This is a genomic window from Iningainema tapete BLCC-T55, from assembly GCF_014698965.1.
GTDB lineage: Bacteria > Cyanobacteriota > Cyanobacteriia > Cyanobacteriales > Nostocaceae > Iningainema > Iningainema tapete.
This window is the reverse complement of sequence record NZ_JACXAE010000027.1, coordinates 156,364-176,882: the sequence shown is the minus strand read 5'-3', so window position 1 is coordinate 176,882 and position 20,519 is coordinate 156,364. Positions and strand designations below refer to the sequence as shown.

Genomic DNA, 20,519 nt, shown 5'->3' with positions numbered 1-20,519 from the left:
TGTATGCAATAGCAAAATTAACCTACAGCAAAGTCTGTATACTGCCGTAAATAAGGTGCGTGATATGCTAGAACAATATCTTGCTTTGGTACTCCACGTTCTACCAATTCATTAGCAATACCCACCTCAGTACCATCACTTTGAATCCAAATCTTGTCATCTTTAATGTCAATATGAATTAAAGAGCCATATACCCGACGACGATTACTCCATCCCGCAGAGACAACTAAGTAGCGATCTTTTTCCGCATCAAAAATTGTCTCCATGTCTACTTCACCATAGGCGGGTTTGTAACTGCTATATTTAGTTAATATTTCGCGAATATATTGCCTATATTCATCTATTTTTGCCATAAAACTATCACCTCGTTTACGCTGTCATAAACAACTAACTTCAATTGATATTCCTGAATAATCAATTGCACAAACCGACGCATGAAGAATGTATCGTAAGTTTCACTGGGAACAGCTAGGTATAACGTTCGTTCCGGATCTACTGCTTTTAGGGCAAAACGATAGTTGAGGAACTGTCCCAAAGCTGTATGGAAATCAGTAATAGCCGAGGGATTGAAAAAGGTTTTGATTTCAACTGCAATTTTTTCTTCGTCTTTTTGAGCAGCAATTAATCGTTCTGCTCCTAAATCAATATATAGGTCAACCTCAGCAAAGTTGATATGAAGCTGCTCATGGGTAATTGTCCACCCATCCTTCTCCAAAGCTGATTTTACCACATCATGAAAGGTATCTTTCGCTGCCATCAGAAGCGCTTTCAGTTTAATAATATTATACTTCAAGTCAACTTAGCCTAGATCAACCTTTGATCAAAAAGCAAGACCTAGACAACAAAAAAATGCATTAAAAACTACAAAAAGTTAATTTATACAATTTTAACAAATTTATAACCTAGTCTCAACCTTACATAGGGTGCGGTAGGGCTTACCGTAACTGTTGAATTTCTGCGACACTCAGTTCGGTTTTTTGGCTGATTGTTTCCACATCTAAAACATCAAGGAGCGATCGCGCAATTTCCAGCGCTTTTTGATGTTTACCTTAGACATCTCCAAAATAGTAATTTTCTGTGGTATAAAGGTATTAAAACCATTTTTTACCATTTAAATATGAGTGATATACTGAATTATATTGAATCGAAACCTCAAGAACGAGCGCGATTAATTGGTCTGGGATATACCGAGCTACAAATACTTATAGAAAATGCGGAAAAATTACATGATGAAAAACAATCTTTAATCGAATCAAAAAAAACTAGAATTATTAGAGGTGGCGGTGGTAGAAAACCAAAACTTTCGGTGAGAACACAAATAATTTTAACTTTGGTTTATCTCCGACATATGACCCTCCGGGTTCGCCAGTTGCCTGCGACGGGAAACCCGTCTTCAGCACTGGACTCACAACCTTTCAACTTCTTGGTATTCAATTTGGAGTCAGTGAGTCCACGGCAAATGATACATTTAATTATTGGTTTCCGTTCCACACGAGAATTGCTCCCATCAAGTTTACTTGAACAAGTTAAAAAAAAAGCTAGTGACTATGAAGTAGTAAAAGAAATACTCACAGAATATCAACTAACAGTAGATAGCTACGAACAAGTCAGGGAAAGACCCGTAGATAATGATGAGCAGAAAAAATACTACTCGGGAAAATATTGTGATCACACATTTAAAAGTCAGATAATTATTTTACCAGATGGGAGAGACATTGTTGATGTTGTGGCTGGTGAACCAGGTCCTAAAAGTGATATAACGTTGTTTCGAGAGAATCGAGATAGCTTTGCTCCCAAACAAAGATTTAAAGGAGATTTAGGTTATAAAGGGGAAGATTTAATTGAGACTCCAATCAAGAAACCAAAAAATGGAGAGTTAACAACTGAACAGAAAGAATCAAATAGAAACTTTTCAGCTAAACGGGTATTTGTTGAACACCGAATCCGCTCGGTAAAAATATTTCGAGTTGTTCAAGACAGATTTAGATTAAGTTCCCAAAAATATGAACAAGTAATTTTGACGATTTGTGGGTTAGTAAGATTACGAATTAGAGCGCTAATTTTACCAACTGAAATACATCCAATTTTATCAACATAAAATTAACGCACATAACTATACTTTTTTATCTTATTAGCAACAATAAATATCTCTAACCCCTATTATACCGTGTAGGCTAGCTAATGTGCCTCACTTGTATTTGTAGATTATAAACTAGTCACAGAGCGGTTTTACAGTTCTCGGAGATGTCTCTTCTTCTCGTCCTTCTTCTCGTCCCTTAGCTTCTCCGTCCAAACGCGCCTTGAGAATAGCATTGCGACTATCATGTAAAAACATTTCCCGTTTTTCTAACACTTCTAACTCTTTTTTACTGAGCTTACTTTGTTTTGCTACTTCAAATGCTTGGTGAATTGCTGGTACTTCATCCATAGTTGGTGGCACTTATTTGAGTTTATTTGCTGACTTAAGAAAGTACAGCCATTTATCAGTTAGTGTTTCTAGTTCGTTCAGTTCTTTTTTAAATTTGGGTAGCTCTACAAACACCAGTTCAATATCATCAGTCTGTTATATATTCAGTAATAATACTAAATAAACTCATATTAAGTTTTTAATTATACTTAAAGTTTTGCAGGTTCCCGACTTCTTTAAGAAGTCGGGGATCTACTTGACGCAGAGCGAAAAACGTAAAACGCGCTACGCAACAACCCCTATACGCAAAAATATGATCAAATATTGATAATCATTTGTATTAATGAGCCTTTAACTGTATACTCTCAAGTAAATCGACGATACTTGCCAACTATTGGCAATAATTGCACCATCTTGATGGTGCTGGGGAATGGGGTACACTCGCTTCCAAAGAAATAACAAGCGCATTTACTATGAGAGCTAAACAAATACGGGATATTACATTCTACTTACACCGCTACCTGGGCTTAGTCGTAGGACTGGTGCTGATTATCATCGGGTTAACTGGCAGTTTGCTGGTATTTGAGAAGGAAATCAGTCAATTTCTCGTCACTCAGCAGTTTGGTCAAGTGAGCGTGGGGCAGCAGCGCGTTCCGGTAGAATCGGTACTAGATACTGTCAAAACTGCCTATGCATCACAACCTGATTTAAAACTGCTAGGCATCAACACCGTTGGAGATGCCCAAACTCCCTATCGAGTCTTACTACAATCTCCCAATGAACAACGAACGGAAGTTTTTGTTAACCCTTACACAGGTAAGATTATGGGTTCTCAAGTGTGGGATACTTCAGAGATTGGGTTGATATTCAAACTCCACTACCAACTTCTCGCAGGTAAAGTTGGAGAAGTCATTGCCGGGATTGTGGCTTTTGTGCTGTTGATTCTTAGCATTACAGGGATTGTTTTATGGCCTGGTTGGCGAAAGTTGATTGCAGGTTTCAAAATTAAATGGGATGCACATCCCAAGCGAGTTAACTTTGATGTTCATAAACTCATCGGCGCGATCGCAGCTGTATTCTTGACTATGATTGCCTTCACTGGCGTTTGCTGGAATTTTTGGGAATTCTCTAAGCCTGCGATCCACGTTGCTACCCTAACTCCTATTCTACCCTATCCAGTGTCTCAACCGATAGAGGGCAAGTCATCGTTGGGACTAAGCGAAATTCTTCAAAAAGCTGATGCTGCCATACCTGGTGCTGTCACCACTTATATCCGCCTACCATTGACAAAAGAAGGAGTGTTTAGGATCGGCAAAAAACAGCCTCAAGAAACAAATGAGTACGGTTACTCTCAAGTTTATCTCGATCAGTATACAGGCAAAGTGGTGCAACTGAAAAATGGCTTAGAACCATCACGGGCTGACCGAATTTTCCAAACCTTTGGACCAATACACTTTGGTACTTTTTGGGGATTGCCATCTCGCATTTTCTATGTATTTGTCGGACTTACACCGCTCATTCTATTCATCACTGGCTTTGTAATGTGGTGGTATCGCTACCGAGGTAAATCTGTCCAACGCAAACCTGCAATAGAACTTTCCGCCCAGCGTCGAGAGCAAACATGAATTCTTGACAATTATTTGCATGAATTTGCTTTTAACTGTAAACTACTCTCAAGTAAATAAATTAGTGATACTCACTAAATAATTGCAACAATTCCGGCGGAGCGATCGCATGGGGGAATGAGTGATTCCGATTAACTCATTCCTCCATCTTGGCGACTCCAGCGGCGGTAATGTGGTGTGGAGGAAACAAATGAAAGGGCAACTACAAAAAGTTCTGTTACTAGTCGGATCGGTTTGGGTATTGAGTCCAAATCCTGTTTTTGGGCAAGAAGTACGTTCTCTCGCACCAAATAAACACATTCGCCGATTGAGTGAAATACAACGTCCAATTGCCAGCGCTAGATTGTTAGTGCAGTCGCCCACACCTGAAATCGTGTCAGTTACAGGCGTCAAAGCAAATCCCACTAACAAAGGTGTGGAGATAATTTTACAGACAGCCAAAGGCTCACAATTACAAATTGCAAATCGCAGTACAGGTAATAGCTTTATCGCTGACATCACCAACGCGCAACTACGTTTACCTTCAGGCAATACATTCATATTCCGCTCCGAACAACCTATCGCGGGAATTACTGAGATAACTGTAATCAATTCTAACGCCAATACTATCCAAGTGAGGGTGACAGGTGAAGCTACTATACCAGTGGTAGAGCTGTTTGACAGTCCAGATGAAGGTTTAATTTTTAGCGTTGCAAGTACTGCACCCGCAAAGCCGCAACCGCAACCTCAAACACAACCACAGCCTGAACAAGATCAACCAGAGAGTCAAACCCAGCCAAAACCATCAGCTTCTGGTGATGAACCGATTGAGTTGGTAGTGACGGGAGAGCTTGACGCTTACCGTGTAACGAACGCGACAACTGCGACTAAAACCGATACCCCCATCCGCGATATTCCCGCTTCAATTCAAGTGATTCCCCGACAAGTACTAGAGGATCAAAAAGCTGTCAATTTGATTGATGCGATCCGTAATGTGAGTGGTGTTTCGTTAGGAGCTACTGGTGGTTTAACTTCGTTTCCCAACCAATTTACAATTCGAGGCTTTACAACTGGTAGCTTAAACGGTAGTAATTATGTTAATGGTCTGAGGCTAAGGGGTCGTTTATTTTCGGAAACTGCTAACATTGAACAAGTAGAAGTTCTTAAAGGTCCAGCTTCAGTGCTTTACGGACAAGCTGAACCCGGTGGAATTATTAATACTACAACTAAGCAACCGCTAGCAGCTCCCTACTATGCTGCTGAATTGACAGTTGGTAGCTATGATTTTTATCGCCCTGCAATTGATATTTCTGGTCCTTTAAATACAGATAAAACTGCACGATACCGATTGAATGCAGCTTATCGCACATCTGGTAGTTTTGTTGATTTCGTTGATGCTGAACGGATTGCGATCGCGCCTGTATTCAGTTTTGACTTAGGCAAAAATACAACTCTAACACTTGAAGCTGATTATCAGCGCAGTTCCATACCAGACTATGATGGCTTACCTGCGGTAGGCACTGTATTACCAAATCCCTTTGGGCGTGTGCCAAAATCTAGATTTATAGACGACCCAAAGTTAGAGAACCAGAGATACAACGATACCCTTGTTGGTTATCGTTTACAACACAAGTTTAGTGACAATTGGTCAGTGCGTAATGCATTCAATGCAGAAATCTTTGATGTTGATGAAGATATTATTTCTCCTGCTCTTGCAGCTGATAACAGAACTGTAACACGCACGGCATTTCGGGGAACAACAGATGCACAATACTACACTTTACAAACCGATTTAATCGGCAAGGTCACAACTGGTAGTATCAAGCATGATCTCCTATTTGGTTTTGACTTGTTTTGGGCATCCTCTGAGACTATAAGACGCACTACCACCTTACCATCGCTCAACTTATTCAATCCAATTTATGAAAGATCCCCAGTCCAGTTTATTACCAAGAGTACTGACATTTTTGATCGACAAAATATCATTGGCGTTTATGCCCAAAACTTAATCTCATTAACAGATAACCTAAAAATTCTCTTAGGCGGACGCTTTGATTGGGTAGATCAATCGCAGGATAACAGGCTAAGGCTAACCAACACAACAGTCAAGCAAAACGACTCAGCTTTCAGTCCTCGTGTTGGAATTATCTATCAACCAATTAAGCCTGTTTCCTTGTATGCTAGTTACAGTCGCTCATTTTTGCCAGCAGGTTTATTTACTATCAATGCCGACAATACACCGTTTAAGCCAACCAAGGGTGAACAATATGAAGTGGGTGTCAAAACAGAGTTTCTGGATGGCAGACTTTCAGCGACAATAGCTGCTTACCAAATCACTAAGCAAAACATTGTTGTACCCGATCCTACTCCTGGTAGATCCAACTTGAGCATCCAAATAGGCGAACAGCAAAGTAAAGGGATTGAATTAGATATAGTCGGTCAACCAATACCAGGGTTAAATTTGATTGCCACCTATAGCTACACTGATGCAGAATTCACTCAAGATACTAGACCCAATTTCCAGGGAAATCAACCGAACAACGTGCCAAGACATAGTGCAAGTTTATGGGCTACATATGAAATTCAAAGTGGAGGTTTGAAGGGTTTGGGTTTTGGTGGAGGGTTATTTTTTGTTGGTGACAGAAAGGGAGATTTGGCAAATACATTCACATTACCTAGTTATGTGCGAACCGATACGACGATTTTTTACCGTCGTAACAATTGGCGAGTGGGGCTGAATTTTAAGAACCTTTTTGATTTGGACTATTTTGAGAGCGCTCGCGATCGAAATGCAGTGTTTTATGGTGAACCGTTTACAGTTCTAGGGACTTTTTCGGTGAGTTTTTGATTTTGCTGCTTTTTGTATATCAAGAAGCGATCGCACAATTGAAGAGAAACTAATATTTACCGAGCCGAATCAAAAACCTGCTGTGCAGTCAGTTTGAGGTTAGGGAAGGTGGGAGAAATGATTGAGTCATTACCTGTAAATTTGGTCACTTGGTACTCATTTCCCATCAGCAATGGGCAGTGAGCGATCGCTCTATTGACATTGTAGTTTAAATTTTTTATTTCTTGAACCACCTCAGCAATTTTACTGAAATATTATTCATATAAATTTATATTTACACGCTTTTTACTTGGTTAGCTAAGCTGTGAGCTACTTAGAGCAAATGTTATGTAAAATTTTTTCAAAAAAAGCTGATCTTTGTTGTTAACTCATGAAAATTACATGCGATTTTTGGGAACGATGTAAATGTAAGACTTTAGTACTGGTAAGTAACCAGATATGAAAAATACAAGCATTCTTTTTGTTGATTCTTCTGTAAGTTTCTACGAAATTTTACTGAAATTTGTTGTAACAGGTATTGAGGCTATTGTTCTTGAACCTGAAAAAAATGGAGTAGCACAAATTACTCAGATACTATCAGAGCGCAGTGGAGTAGAAAGTATCCATATTGTCTCTCACGGCTCTCCAGGAACCCTCTATCTGGGCAACAGCGAACTCAGCCTCAGTACTCTAGAAGGCTATGCAGAACAACTACAAACCTGGTTCCCCCCCACTCCCTCTCTCCCCCACTCCCCCTCCCTCCTCCTCTACGGTTGTAACGTCGCTGCAGGTGACGCTGGGGCAGAATTTATCGCTAAGTTACACCAACTGACTGGAGCAAATATTGCCGCCTCTACCACCAAAACGGGTAACGCTGCATTAGGTGGTAACTGGGACTTAGAAGTCACAGTTGGATCGGCAGTTGGAGGAGTTCAAACCCTGGCATTCCAGCAAGAAGCCCTTGCTGCATATCCTGGAGTACTTGCTGCACCCATCCTCGATAGTACTAAGGAAATTAAGCTTGGAGATATAAGCAAAAATACTGGCGCACCAGCAGGGGCGGTTGGAACTCTAGTTTCTTCTCTAGTCAGCCTAAGTACTAACGTCACTGACTCAGATAGTACAGACACGGGAATTGCAATTACTAGTGTAGACATCTCCAACGGCACTTTGTACTACAGTGTTGATGATGGCAGCAATTGGCTCGATATATCAGAAGTGGGGGTAAGCGACGCTCAAGCCTTGCAGCTGGCGGCTGATGCTTTAACCCGCGTGTACTTCCAGCCGAATACCGACTACACGGGCACTGTCAGCAACCTCATTACCTTCCGTGCTTGGGACCAAAGTACTGGCTTTAATGGTCTATTAGCCGATACCACTACTAACGGGGACTCTACTGCTTTTAGTAGTATGACTGATACTGTGGCAATTAGCGTCAACACTTCTCCCGTCCTCGATAACAGCGTTGATGTCAAACTTGGAGATGTGAGCAAAAATGCTCTTGCACCTGTTGATGGTCAAGTAGTTGGTACTTTAGTTTCGCAACTAGTCAAGCTTACGGATGGTGCTAACGTCATAGATCCAGACACTGGCGCAATGACTGGTATTGCCATCACTGGCATCAGCAGTAGTGGTAGTTTATTCTACAGCATCAACGATGGTGCTAACTGGACAAAACTAATCAATGTTTCTCAAACCAGCGCTTTAGTGCTAGCGGCTGACAGCATGACCCGCTTGTACTTCCAGCCCACAGCCGATTACACGGGCATTGTCAGTGATGTCATTACCTTCCATGCTTGGGATCAAACTACTGGCACTAACGGTCAGATGACGGACACTACCGTAGCTGGCGTTACTGCTTTTAGTAGTGCGACTGATACTGCGGCAATTATCGTCAACACTGCACCCGTCCTCGACAGCAGCATTGAAGTCAAGCTAGGGGATGTGAGCAAAAATACTCTTGCACCTACTGATGGTCAGCCAGCTGGTACTCTCGTGTCAGAACTAGTCAAGCTCATGGTTACAGGTGCTAACGTCACCGACCCTGACATGGGAGCAATGACCGGAATTGCCATTACTAGTATCAACATCACCGACGGTAGTTTGTTCTACAGCATCAACGATGGCGCCAACTGGACACCACTGACCAATGTTTCTCAAACCAGCGCTCTACTGCTAGCGGCTGATGGCATGACTCGCTTGTACTTCCAGCCGAATACCGACTACACAGGCACTATCAGCGACCTGATCACTTTCCATGCTTGGGATCAAACTACTGGCACTAACGGAAAAATGCTCGACACCACCGTAGCTGGTGTTACAGCTTTTAGTAGTACGACTGATACTGCGGCAATTAGCGTCAACACTGCTCCAGTTCTCGACAACACAATAGATGTCAAGCTTGGAGAAGTGAACAAAAATGCTACTGCACCTGTTGATGGTCAGCAAGTTGGCATTCTGATTTCAGAACTAGTCAAGCTTACAGGAACAGGTACAGATGCCAACGTCACTGACCCTGACACTGGAGCAATGACCGGGATTGCCATCACAACTTTTGATAGCAACAACGGTAGTTTATTCTACAGCATTAACGATGGTGCTAACTGGACAAAACTCACCAGCGTTTCTCAAACCAGCGCTCTACTGCTAGCAGCTGATGGCATAACTCGCTTGTACTTCCAGCCCACAGCTAACTACACAGGCACTATCAGCGACCTGATCACTTTCCATGCTTGGGATCAAACTACTGGCATGAACGGTAAAATGACGGACACTACCGTAGCTAGTGTTACTGCTTTTAGTAGTGCGACTGATACTGCGGCAATTACTGTTAAGGACGTTACCACCCCCAACACTGCACCCACTCTCAACAGCAGCGTTGATGTCAAGCTTAAGGAAGTAAATAAAAATGCCACTGCACCTGTTGATGGTCAGCAAGTTGGTACTCTAGTTTCGGAACTAGTCAAGCTTACAGGTACAGGTGCTAACGTCACAGATCCAGACACTGGAGCAATGACTGGGATTGCGATCACTGGCATTAGTACCAACGGTGATTTGTTCTATAGCATCAACGATGGTGCTAACTGGACAAAACTGACCAGTGTTTCTCAAACCAGTGCCCTGCTGCTAGCGGCTAATACTAGTACACGTTTATACTTCCAACCCACAGCTAATTATACAGGTACTGTCAGCGATGTCATTACCTTTAGTGCTTGGGATCAAACTACTGGCACTAACGGTCAGACTGGAGTGGACACCACAGTAAGTGGCATGACAACTTTTAGTACTGCTACTGACGTTGCGGCAATTACTGTCAAAGAAGCTACTACCAATACTGCTCCCACTTTCAAAGACACCGAAGTTAAATTCAAAGCGATTAGCAAAAATGCAGGGGAAGCGAAGGGGACTGTTGGTACTCTAGTTTCAGACTTAGTTAAGTTAGGTGTTCACATTACCGATTCTGACCCTAACTCACTCACTGGTATTGCTATCACTAATACCAATACCACCAACGGTAGTTTGTTCTATAGCCTCGACGATGGTAAAGAGTGGAAAACATTATCTGTATCTCAAAATAGTGCCTTTTTATTAGCTGCCAATCTCTCTACCCGCATTTACTTCCAGCCCAAAGCAAGCTTCAACGGCAAGATTAGTGACGCGATCACTTTCCGTGCTTGGGATCAAACCGTTGGCAACAACGGCTCAACTTTTGATGCCACTAACGGTTTCACTGATGCATTCAGTAACGTTACTAAAACTGCTTTCATTAGTGTTAACACCACTCCAACGCTCAGCAACATCACAGTTAACCTCAACGCTATTGACAAAGGCGCAGGCGTACCTAAAGGACAAGTTGGTACTTTAATTTCCTCCATCGTTAGTAAAGGTGGTAACGTCACTGACGACGACACTGACGCACTGACTGGTATCGCCATCACTAGTCTTGATACCACTAAAGGTAGTTGGTTCTACAGCATCAACAACGGCACGGAGTGGAAGGCACTAACTTCTGTATCCATAACTAACGCCCTCTTACTCGCATCTGATACCTCTACCCGTATCTACTTCCAGCCTAACGCTAACTTCAGCGGAGATCTTGGTAGTGCTATTTCCTTCCGTGCTTGGGATCAAACCATTGGTAGCAATGGCTTGACTTTCGACACCACCGACAGTTTCACCAATGCCTTTAGTAGTGTGACTGGCAGTGCTGCACTTACCGTCAAAAATATCATTAATGACGATGATGACGATGACGATGACGATGACGATGATGATGATGATGACGATAATGACGACAAAGGCAATACTAACAACACTGGCAAAACTGGTTTCTCCCTCAAAGTGAAATCTAAAAATATTTTCCAATTTGAAGGGGACTCAAATAGCAGTAGCAGTGACAAAGTAAAAATCAAAATCTCCTTGTCTCAAACCAGTTCTAATTTTGTGAATGAACTGGGTGTGTGTGTCGTTGACGACGATGAAGGCAAAATTAACGGTATTGCCCCTGGTGCACAAGGTTACGTCCAAGCAGCAATGGCAAGAGCCAAGGTAATTTTCTCATCAATTGCTAACCTTCCCAGTGGGTTTGATACTGACTTGTCAAGTGTACTTGAGTTTAGCTCACAAACACGCTTGCGATTCTTCTTGGTGAAGAATAGTACAGTTGATGCAGTTGTAGGTGGTTCAAACGCAGAAGTACTCTTTGCTGACGCCTCGCAAGATGTGATCGATAAGGGTAACGGAGAGTTCTCTTTAGCTTGGAAAACTAGTAGTAACATTTCTGTTTCTCAAGATTTTACTGTCAGCCTAAAAACAACAAATGAAGCTGCACCTCTAGGTACAGCTCTTCAAGGAACTTCTCAAGGAGAATTACTTGATTTCCGCACGGTGACAAGTCAGGTAAAAGCTGAATTTACCGTTAACAGAGAAGCCGCATACAACAATTGCATTGGTTTCTATAAGATTGCTGATATCAATGGTGGTATCGATATCGATGGTGATGGTAAAGCTGACTTGCGTCCAGGGGAAGCTGGCTATGCTCAAGCTGCAGTACGCGATCGCCTGACGGGAATGGAGTTGAAAGTGGGCAACCAAACTACGGCTACTTTCAGTGGAACTTTCGCTGCTGGTTCACTTTTTGCCCCATTTTTGATTGCTAACGGCAGTGCAGAAGATTTTCTTTCTGGGAAAGGGAATAAAGATCTTGATGTGAAGTTCACATTTTTAGGTGCAAACTCAGGTAACGTTGACCATGTTCGTCTTCTGGGCAATAACTGCTTTGGCTTTGAAGACATGCCTAACGGTGGTGATATGGACTACAACGATATCACTGTCAAAATGAAGTTTAGTGTTGGATAGGTTGTAGTTCGGGCATATACCCTATCTACAGCTACCAAAAATCACATTGATCGCCGTCTGCCATCGCTTCTAAGGAGGTGCTATCCTCCTTAGACTCTTTTGATTTAACTTCTCTAATTTGCAATTGAGTACCCTGCCATTGACTACCATTTAAATCAGATATGGCTAACTTTTCATAAGCCTTGACAGACATTTCGACAAAAGCAAATCTAAGTCCTGTGTCTGTCTGCCAGTCTTTGGCAAGAAATATATGTTTAACAGTGCCATACTCTTCTAGCAATTCCACAACGTTTGCTGGAGTAGCTTCTTGGGGCAAGTTCTGAATTAAAAGTGTCATATAATATTGTTCCTTTTAACTTATTACTTAGAAGGAGGTAGGTGTGGGGCGTTGTTGGTAGCAAGACGTGATAACAAATCGTGAAGAGTTTGCTGTTCGGTAGGAGTCAGTGCGCCGAAGAAGTGTTTTGTCGCCGCGATTGATACTTTCTCTGCTTCTTGAAGACGTTGCAAACCAGCTTCTAAAATATGTACCTCAAAAGCGCGGCGATCGCATCGATGAGGTTGTCTTTCTATCAAACCCTGGCTTTCCAGTTCATTTAAAAGAGTAACCATTGTGGCTTTATCCACACGGAGTTTATCACTCAATCTTGCTTGTACGATTGGACCTTCTGACGCTAGTAACTGTAGAATCACAACTTGATTTGGGCGCAATCCCAGCGGTGCTACGGTGTTGGTAAAAAACTGTTCACCCAAGTCTGCCACCCAGTGCAGTACGAAACCCGTCCAACAGCTCAGACATGAAGGCAGGGGTTCCCAATCCACAGAGGCACTTTGATTACTTGCCGTACTCGACGATGCACTTGAACTAGTGGGACGATGAGAAATTTTTCTTTTCATATCTTCGCCAAACGTTTGTTACACTAATGTTATCACAATAAACGTTTTTTCAGCAAATGATTTCCTCAAAATCTCAACTTTATACGGGAAAACAGCCTCCAGAGGCGTTGGTGATAGGAGAGAATTATTAAAACAGTAAAAAACTATAATAAAATCTAAAAAAAAATCAATTACACAATCTTAACTAACTCGTAATAAGTCTCTACTTTTTCTTACCATATTGTTTGAGACAATTTATTCCAGTGGGCAATGTAGATTTTTTCTGCATTGCCCACTTTTACAGAAGTAGAGGGCAAAATCCATGTATAATAATTCACATAATTAAATAATATAGTGGAGAAACCCAGTTTCCCCATATTGACAAAACGAATTTTTTACAAAAATAAACATTATTAGTTTAGGTTGGTCTACCAAGTTCAAGAACCAAAAACCAAAATCGTTATGACTTATCTCCAGAGTACTGTCCCAGAATTCATAGCCAACCTGGAAGGATTTGACAAATTACCAACATCGGTAATTACTAATCTATCAGAAAAAGTGCAAGCGTGGCGCTACCGCATCGGTCAGAAGATCCTTGGCAAAGAAAGAATGTCTGATCAAGTGGTAATTATCTATGAAGGGAAGGCTCGCTTATTAGGATACGATCCCCGCACAAAAATGCCAATTACCCTACAATTGCTAGAACCAGGAGCAATTATCGGCGAAATTAGCTTGTTAAGGGAGGTAGCTTGCGAGACAGTAATAGCATCCACAGAAATGACATGTTTAACGATCAGTGCGGCAGAGTATTTACGCTTATTAGACTATCCTGAGTTTGCGGCGGTGCGGAAAAACTGTACTCATATAGTAGAGGTATTTGATATACTCAGTGTACAGGTAGAACAGCAAGCAAAAGCAGGGATAGAACTTAAAGAATTCACTCAACACGCCTTAACAGAAGCGAAGGTACATTACATACCACCAGGAAGAACCAAGTTCAACAAACTTGATAGTGAAAGTATATGGTTTGTCAGTGGTGGGAAAAATCTCACCAACTTCTCGGTGGGAGAGCGATTGCAATCAATAGATGGAGAAGGAGCGATCGAAGCAAAGGGAACTTTGCGGCTAGTAGGATTACGTCCGTGGGATTTATCACTACTAGATCAAACACAACCGCAAGTACAAGATAGCATCCCCAGGGGAGTTGAAGATGAAATTCCCTACGCACCAGAACTACCACCAGAATCAACAACACCCAAGAGTAGAAAGTCAAAAACATATCCATTCTATGGCGGGAAGGGACAATTAAATGAAGCGATCGCCTGTTTCCAAATGCTATCAAAGCACTTGTCCATGCCCTTTCGCAAAGATGTAATTCGTCGCATTTTAACCGATCAATTTAAACGCCAAGGAAGCATATCATTTCAACTTTGTGCCTACCTAACAGAGTTAATCGGACTAAGAGCGCAATTAGTAGATATACCCGCCTCAGCAGTAACCCGCATTCCTACACCAGCACTAATTCGTTACGCAGGTAGCTATGCAGTTTTATACGAAGCGCAAGCAAACTCTGTAGTAGTGGGTGTACCAACAAAAGGAATAGTACGTTGTAAACCTGCTGAATTAAGCGGCAAACTAGAGGTAGAGGAAAGCAGCTATCCGCCTCAAGTCAGAGTCTTACTAATTTCTATTACTAGCGCAACACCTCAGCGCCGCTTTGGAGTTCAATGGTTTACTCCCTATTTGTCCCGCTACCGCCGAGTACTCATAGAAGTATTTATCGCTTCCTTTTTCGTACAGTTAGCAGCCCTAGCAAATCCACTAGTAATCCAGTTAATTATCGACAAAGTAATTGCTCAAAATAGTATCAGTACACTGCATGTGTTGGGAGCTTTACTATTAGTAGTAGGGCTATTTGAAGCAGTATTAAGTACACTACGGACTTACCTATTTGTCGATACCACCAACCGCATTGACATGGGGTTAGGTTCAGAAATCATCGATCACTTGCTGCGGTTACCACTACGCTATTTTGAACGCCGCCCTGTAGGGGAACTATCCACACGGATTAACGAATTAGAAAACATCCGCCAATTCCTCACAGGCACAGCATTAACAGTGGGGTTAGATGCATTATTCTCGGTAGTTTATATCGTCGTAATGCTATTTTACAGTTGGCAACTTACCCTAGTTGGTTTAGGCACAATCCCCATCTTTGTCCTCCTCACCTTAATAGCATCTCCTACAGTTAGTAAACAGTTACGCAACAAAGCAGAACGTAACTCCGACACTCAATCTTATTTAGTTGAAGTAATGTCGGGGATTCAAACAGTAAAAGCGCAAAATATTGAATTACGCGCTCGTTTTTCCTGGCAAGAGCGTTATGCTCGTTATGTAGCGGCTGGTTTTAAAACAGTCATAACCTCCACCCTGGCTAGTTCGACTAGTAGCTTTCTCAATAAACTCAGTAGTTTGCTAGTTTTATGGGTAGGAGCATATTTAGTACTCCAAGGAGAATTAACATTAGGGGAATTAATCGCCTTTAGAATTATCTCAGGTTACGTTACTAGCCCCATATTACGCCTAGCACAAATTTGGCAAAGCTTCCAAGAAACAGCTTTGTCTTTGGAACGTTTAAGTGATATTGTTGACACACCGCAAGAAGCCGAGAAAGATCGCCAAAATATTCCCTTACCCCCAATTGAGGGAACAGTGAAATATGAAAATATTTCCTTCCGATTTGCGACAAATGGTCCCTTGCAACTGTGTAATATCAATCTCGAATTTTCCGCCGGGACATTTGTCGCCGTAGTCGGACAAAGTGGTTCAGGAAAAAGTACGTTGGTGAAGTTGCTACTCAGACTTTATGAACCAGAGGCAGGCAGAATCTTCGTAGATGGTTATGATATTACCAAAATAGAACTTTATTCCCTACGCAGACAGGTTGGTGTAGTTCCGCAAGATACACTGTTATTTGATGGCACAGTTCAAGAAAACATTGCACTTACCAATCCCGATGCCAGCACAGAGGAAATTATTGAAGCGGCAAAAATTGGAGCGGCTCATGAATTTATTATGAATTTACCCAACGGATATAATACGCGAGTGGGTGAAAGAGGTGCTGGACTTTCCGGGGGACAAAAACAAAGAATTGCCATAGCTCGTTCGGTTTTACAAAAACCAAAATTGTTAGTTTTAGATGAAGCAACTAGCGCTCTAGATTACCCTACAGAAAGACAAGTTTGTTTGAATTTAGCCAAGGCATTCAAGGGTAGCACAGTATTTTTTATTACCCACCGTCTGAACACGATCAAAAATGCAGATGTTATCGTTGTTATGGAAGCAGGTAAGGTGATCGAACAAGGAAGCCATGACGATTTAATGGCTCTTAAAGGTCACTATTACTACCTATACAATCAACAAGAAGCGAAGCTGTAAAGGAATGGCTAATAGCTAATAGCTAATCGTTACAATTAGCTATTAGCAATTCTCAATCTAAAATCAATCTAAAATCCAAAATTCTTATGACTCTACTAAATGGACATCTTAACGGCAATAATAGCAATGGTAAGCATCAAGCCAGTAAACAAGACTCGCAGGTACTAACTGCTGAATCTAAAGCTCCTAAAAAATCATCATTTAACGAGTTCAATCACTCATTGGAGCAGTCTGTTGTACTGCGTCAATCTCCAGTTTGGTCACGGGCAATTCTAGTAACATTGATGATGTTAGCTTGTTTTGGCATTGCTTGGGCATGTGTAGCTAAAATTGAGCAAGTTATTCCCGCACAAGGTCAATTAAAGCCAGAAGGAACAGTCAAAGAAATTCAGGCTCCTGTAAATGGAGTAGTGAAAGCAGTTTATGTTAAAGATGGACAACAGGTCAAACCAGGAGATTTACTGATACTTTTTGATTCTACGGCTACCACAGCTGAACTAGATTCTTTAAAGAAAATTCGTGCAGCAGTAATTCAAGAAAACCAAATTTACCGTCGTTTAATGGAAGCGGGATCTGGGTTAGCAGCTGAAGTGGAGTTTTTGCGCGGTAACTTATCAAAAGAAGCAGCTTTTCTCTTAAAAAGTCGGGCGGCGGTAATTGCCGACAACAGTTTGTTACGGACTCAATTAAAAAACTCTGCTCCGGGGGCTGATTTAGGATCTGATGAAAGAGATCGTTTACAAGCAGCAAAGAAAGAGTCAGATTCACGCTCGGCAGCAGCTCGGTTACAAGTTGAACAATCGCGGAAAAAACTGACACAAAATCAAGTTCAAATCGGCGCAAGCAAAGCTAGTTTGGCGATTGAACAGCAGATTATGAATAAGATGAAAATATTAGCAGAAGAAGGTGCGATCGCACAACTTCAGTATCTTCAACAAAAACAAAAAGTTCAAGAAATCGCCGCGCAAATTGCCTCATTAACTGAAGAAGGACAACGGATACAATATGAAATTCAGCAAGGACAACAACAGGCAAACAACACTGTAGCTGTTTCTGATAAAACTGTACTAGATAAAATAGCTGATAACAAACAGCGTATAGCTGAAATCGACAGTCAATTAAGTAGAATTTTGATAGATAACGAAAAGCAACTGACGGAAATTAACAGTAAAATTGCGCAAAGCCAGATGAATGTCAAATATCAGGCACTTCGCGCTCCTGTCGCTGGAACAATTTTCGATTTACAAGCAAAAAATCCTGGTTTTGTAGCTAATACCACTCAAAAACTACTCCAAATAGTACCAACAGATAGCTACATTGCTGAGACTTTTGTTACCAACAAAGACATTGGTTTTGTGAGGGAAGGAATGAAAGTTGATGTGAGAGTTGACTCCTTTCCTTATAGCGAATTTGGAGATATTAAAGGAGAAGTAGTTTCGGTAGCTTCAGATGCTTTACCTCCAGATCAAACACATCAGTATTATCGTTTCCCAGTCAGAGTCCGTTTGGATAAACAACAATTAAATATTAAGGGTAGAGATATTTCCTTACAATCGGGTATGTCGATTACCGCCAACATTAAAGTCCGCGAGGAACGAACTGTGATGAGCCTATTTACTGATATGTTCACTCAGCAAGTTGATAGTCTCAAACAAGTACGCTAGGATTTAATATTTTGTGGGGTGCGTTAAATGAGATCTTGCACCTCACCGTGAGTAAGCCTTGAACTCAAGTTCAAGGCTGAAAGCTAAAGTCCGTTAAAACGGACTGAAAGATTTATTTAGTCAGATCTTCTGACTTGAGCTTTAAGCCAAGAAATAAATTTCTTGGGCATCATATCATCATCATAAAGTATTCTCAATTCAAAATGTTTAGACCCCAACCCATTGAACCTCAACCCGGACAAGAATCAGTCTGGGACTATCCTCGTCCACCCAGACTTGAAGACACGAACAAACATATTCAAATCATCTTTAACGGTGTCACTATTGCTGATACCAAAGCTGCAAAACGTGTTTTAGAAACCAGTCATCCACCTGGTTATTACATCCCACCAGCAGATATCAAGATAGAATACTTAATTCAAGTACCGCAATCAAGTTTTTGCGAGTGGAAAGGACGTGCTGGTTATTACACAATCCGCGTTGGTGACAAAGAAGCTCAAAATGCTGCATGGTACTATCCTGTGCCTACACCAGCCTTTGCATCTCTTAAAGACTATGTAGCTTTTTATGCTCATATGATGGATGCTTGCTACGTGGATGGCGAAAAAGTCCAACCTCAACCAGGAAACTTCTACGGTGGTTGGATTACCAGTGATGTCGTTGGTCCGTTTAAAGGTATTCCAGGTAGTTGGGGCTGGTAGAAGCCCGACTTCGCATTCATTTGTCGGGCTTCTTTGGTGTGTGATTTTTGTGGATAAAGTACTTGCTTTGCACTTCAAGATATGCAATTATGTCTTCATTTACCAATTTAATACTTTAACACTACCGAGTAACCGTATTTTATGATTGGTAGGGGTACAACACCTGTTATGCCTCTAAGAGCAACCTATGCACACTTAACCAGGAGTCAGACAAATGAATCAACGCAAGCTAAGAAGAATTGGTCGGCGCGAATTTGTAGGAACTGCAGTTGCAACTACACTATTGAGTGCAGCAAGTTCTCAGCTTCCCGCTTTTTCTGCGAGACAAAAGCGTCCGAATGTACTGTTCATTTTGACAGATGATTTAGGCTGGGGCGATATCGGTATTTATGGACAGGAATATCAAACGCCAAATTTAGACCAGTTGGCAAGGGAGGGAACGCGATTCACCAACGCCTACTCAGCGCAAACCGTTTGCACGCCAACACGAATCGGCTTCTTCACTGGTCGGTATCCAGCACGACTGCCAGTTGGTCTTCAAGAACCTTTAGCTAATTCACGACAAATTGGTGATAGTGTGGGGCTGCCACCGGAGGTGCCAACAATTGCTTCCTTATTAAAAGCTAATGGTTATGAAACAGCATTAGTTGGTAAGTGGCATAGCGGCTATCTGCCTACATACGGTCCCCTCAAGAGTGGGTATGATGAATTCTTTGGCAACTACAGTGGCGCAATTGATTACTTTACTCATAAGGATGGAAGTGGAACTCCTGATTTTTATGAAGGTGAGGAGCCTGTAGAAATTTCTGGCTATGCGACAGACTTATATACTGAGCGTGCCATTGAGTTCATTACAAGAGAGCGCGATCGCCCATTTTACTTAAGCCTTCACTACAATGCACCTCATTGGCCTTGGGAAGGACCAGAAGATGAGGAATTAAGTAGAACTTTTTACAACGTGAATAATTTCACTGCAGGAGGCTCAAGGCAAACCTATGCAGCTATATTGAAGAGTTTAGATGACGGAGTTGGTAGAGTATTGCAAGCGCTGAAAGAGTCTGGACAGGCTGATAACACCATCGTCATTTTTACTAGCGATAACGGGGGAGAGAGATATTCTGATCTTGGACCATTTCAAGGGAGAAAGGGCATTTTATACGAAGGGGGTTTGCGAGTCCCCGCATTTATCCGGTGGCCTAGAGTAATTCAACCTAACCAAGTGAGTAACCAACCCATCATCACTTTTGACTGGACAGCAACACTTCTGGCAGCAACAGGCACTTCAAGCGATCCAAACTATCCTCTTGATGGTCAAAATTTGCTTCCTCTGCTTCAACGTAGAAAACCTGTTAACAAAAGAACGCTATTCTGGCGCTACAAATCTAATCTGGCGGGCAGTTCTCCAGGACAACTTCAAGCAGCAGTGAGAAGCGGGGATTGGAAGTACTTGCGGTTGGGGGAAAATGAATATCTGTTCAATCTTGCTAACGACGAAGGCGAACAAACCGATCTCAAAAACGACTATCCCAAAGTGTTGCGGCAGCTAAGGGAGCGATTTGGGCAATGGGATGCCCAAGTGCTGCCTTACCCAGGATAAAAATTTTGGATGGAAAAATCTTTAATTTCTTCGAGTTTGCAAGGACA

Annotated in this window: 14 protein-coding genes and 1 pseudogene; 8 read left to right on the top strand and 7 right to left on the bottom strand. The window is 41.8% G+C overall.

Annotation, left to right across the window (positions count from 1 at the left end; translation table 11 throughout):
• Positions 1-17 precede the first annotated feature (17 nt).
• Complete coding sequence (locus tag ICL16_RS06490) at positions 18-353, bottom strand: XisI protein (RefSeq protein ID WP_190826039.1); 336 nt, start codon at positions 351-353, stop codon at positions 18-20.
• Positions 341-757: a XisH family protein gene (locus ICL16_RS06485; protein ID WP_190826038.1), complete on the bottom strand. Its 417-nt coding sequence runs from the start codon at positions 755-757 to the stop codon at positions 341-343. The genes ICL16_RS06490 and ICL16_RS06485 overlap by 13 nt, the downstream gene beginning before the upstream one ends.
• 360 nt (positions 758-1,117) lie before the next feature.
• On the opposite strand from ICL16_RS06485, the gene ICL16_RS48000 reads away from it, so the two are divergent.
• Positions 1,118-2,098, top strand: coding sequence for an HARBI1 family protein (locus ICL16_RS48000; RefSeq protein ID WP_422615231.1), 981 nt, complete (start codon positions 1,118-1,120; stop codon positions 2,096-2,098).
• 114 nt (positions 2,099-2,212) lie between these two features.
• Here the strand turns inward: ICL16_RS48000 and ICL16_RS45335 are convergent, their stop codons facing one another.
• Positions 2,213-2,428 (bottom strand): Rpn family recombination-promoting nuclease/putative transposase, encoded by a 216-nt coding sequence (locus ICL16_RS45335; RefSeq protein WP_238360619.1) that lies wholly within the window; start codon positions 2,426-2,428, stop codon positions 2,213-2,215.
• 12 nt (positions 2,429-2,440) lie between these two features.
• The gene (locus tag ICL16_RS46655) at positions 2,441-2,551 is read right to left on the bottom strand and encodes a PD-(D/E)XK nuclease family transposase (RefSeq protein ID WP_337906923.1); all 111 of its coding nucleotides are present in this window, start codon (positions 2,549-2,551) and stop codon (positions 2,441-2,443) included.
• A gap of 329 nt (positions 2,552-2,880) precedes the next feature.
• On the opposite strand from ICL16_RS46655, the gene ICL16_RS06470 reads away from it, so the two are divergent.
• On the top strand, positions 2,881-4,032 hold the full coding sequence (locus ICL16_RS06470; protein WP_190826037.1) for a PepSY-associated TM helix domain-containing protein: 1,152 nt from the start codon (positions 2,881-2,883) through the stop codon (positions 4,030-4,032).
• Between the two features lie 190 nt (positions 4,033-4,222).
• The gene (locus ICL16_RS06465; protein ID WP_190826036.1) at positions 4,223-6,859 is read left to right on the top strand and encodes a TonB-dependent siderophore receptor; all 2,637 of its coding nucleotides are present in this window, start codon (positions 4,223-4,225) and stop codon (positions 6,857-6,859) included.
• Positions 6,860-6,915: 56 nt separating this feature from the next.
• Here ICL16_RS06465 and ICL16_RS45325 read toward each other — a convergent pair.
• A pseudogene (locus tag ICL16_RS45325) lies at positions 6,916-7,029 on the bottom strand (Uma2 family endonuclease); the annotation flags it as partial.
• A 268-nt stretch (positions 7,030-7,297) separates the two neighbouring features.
• Here ICL16_RS45325 and ICL16_RS06455 point away from each other — a divergent pair.
• Positions 7,298-12,196 (top strand): DUF4347 domain-containing protein, encoded by a 4,899-nt coding sequence (locus ICL16_RS06455; RefSeq protein ID WP_190826035.1) that lies wholly within the window; start codon positions 7,298-7,300, stop codon positions 12,194-12,196.
• A gap of 31 nt (positions 12,197-12,227) precedes the next feature.
• Here ICL16_RS06455 and ICL16_RS06450 read toward each other — a convergent pair whose 3' ends face one another.
• Together ICL16_RS06450 and ICL16_RS06445 are read right to left on the bottom strand one after the other, a co-directional pair.
• The gene (locus tag ICL16_RS06450; protein WP_190826034.1) at positions 12,228-12,533 is read right to left on the bottom strand and encodes an RNA recognition motif domain-containing protein; all 306 of its coding nucleotides are present in this window, start codon (positions 12,531-12,533) and stop codon (positions 12,228-12,230) included.
• Between the two features lie 23 nt (positions 12,534-12,556).
• Positions 12,557-13,093: a MarR family winged helix-turn-helix transcriptional regulator gene (locus ICL16_RS06445; protein ID WP_190826033.1), complete on the bottom strand. Its 537-nt coding sequence runs from the start codon at positions 13,091-13,093 to the stop codon at positions 12,557-12,559.
• Positions 13,094-13,534: 441 nt separating this feature from the next.
• On the opposite strand from ICL16_RS06445, the gene ICL16_RS06440 reads away from it, so the two are divergent.
• The 4 genes from ICL16_RS06440 (at position 13,535) to ICL16_RS06425 (ending at position 20,472) form a co-directional block, all read left to right on the top strand.
• Positions 13,535-16,510 (top strand): peptidase domain-containing ABC transporter, encoded by a 2,976-nt coding sequence (locus ICL16_RS06440; protein WP_190826032.1) that lies wholly within the window; start codon positions 13,535-13,537, stop codon positions 16,508-16,510.
• Between the two features lie 86 nt (positions 16,511-16,596).
• Entirely contained in the window at positions 16,597-18,174 is a 1,578-nt protein-coding gene (locus ICL16_RS06435; RefSeq protein ID WP_190826031.1) for a beta-barrel domain-containing protein, read from the top strand.
• 203 nt (positions 18,175-18,377) lie between these two features.
• A complete protein-coding gene (locus ICL16_RS06430; RefSeq protein ID WP_190826030.1) occupies positions 18,378-18,875 on the top strand; it encodes a DUF427 domain-containing protein in 498 nt (165 codons plus the stop codon).
• A 214-nt stretch (positions 18,876-19,089) separates the two neighbouring features.
• Positions 19,090-20,472: a sulfatase gene (locus ICL16_RS06425; protein ID WP_190826029.1), complete on the top strand. Its 1,383-nt coding sequence runs from the start codon at positions 19,090-19,092 to the stop codon at positions 20,470-20,472.
• The last annotated feature ends 47 nt before the right edge of the window (positions 20,473-20,519 follow it).

Excerpts from the sequence above, each read along its gene's own strand:
- ICL16_RS06450 (WP_190826034.1), bottom strand. The coding sequence starts at position 12,533 with ATGACACTTTTAATTCAGAACTTGCCCCAAGAAGCTACTCCAGCAAAC.
- ICL16_RS06490 (WP_190826039.1), bottom strand. The coding sequence starts at position 353 with ATGGCAAAAATAGATGAATATAGGCAATATATTCGCGAAATATTAACT.
- ICL16_RS45335 (WP_238360619.1), bottom strand. The coding sequence starts at position 2,428 with ATGGATGAAGTACCAGCAATTCACCAAGCATTTGAAGTAGCAAAACAA.
- ICL16_RS06485 (WP_190826038.1), bottom strand. The coding sequence starts at position 757 with ATGGCAGCGAAAGATACCTTTCATGATGTGGTAAAATCAGCTTTGGAG.
- ICL16_RS06425 (WP_190826029.1), top strand. The coding sequence starts at position 19,090 with ATGAATCAACGCAAGCTAAGAAGAATTGGTCGGCGCGAATTTGTAGGA.
- ICL16_RS06435 (WP_190826031.1), top strand. The coding sequence starts at position 16,597 with ATGACTCTACTAAATGGACATCTTAACGGCAATAATAGCAATGGTAAG.
- ICL16_RS06445 (WP_190826033.1), bottom strand. The coding sequence starts at position 13,093 with ATGAAAAGAAAAATTTCTCATCGTCCCACTAGTTCAAGTGCATCGTCG.
- ICL16_RS06470 (WP_190826037.1), top strand. The coding sequence starts at position 2,881 with ATGAGAGCTAAACAAATACGGGATATTACATTCTACTTACACCGCTAC.
- ICL16_RS06430 (WP_190826030.1), top strand. The coding sequence starts at position 18,378 with ATGTTTAGACCCCAACCCATTGAACCTCAACCCGGACAAGAATCAGTC.
- ICL16_RS06455 (WP_190826035.1), top strand. The coding sequence starts at position 7,298 with ATGAAAAATACAAGCATTCTTTTTGTTGATTCTTCTGTAAGTTTCTAC.
- ICL16_RS06465 (WP_190826036.1), top strand. The coding sequence starts at position 4,223 with ATGAAAGGGCAACTACAAAAAGTTCTGTTACTAGTCGGATCGGTTTGG.
- ICL16_RS48000 (WP_422615231.1), top strand. The coding sequence starts at position 1,118 with ATGAGTGATATACTGAATTATATTGAATCGAAACCTCAAGAACGAGCG.
- ICL16_RS06440 (WP_190826032.1), top strand. The coding sequence starts at position 13,535 with ATGACTTATCTCCAGAGTACTGTCCCAGAATTCATAGCCAACCTGGAA.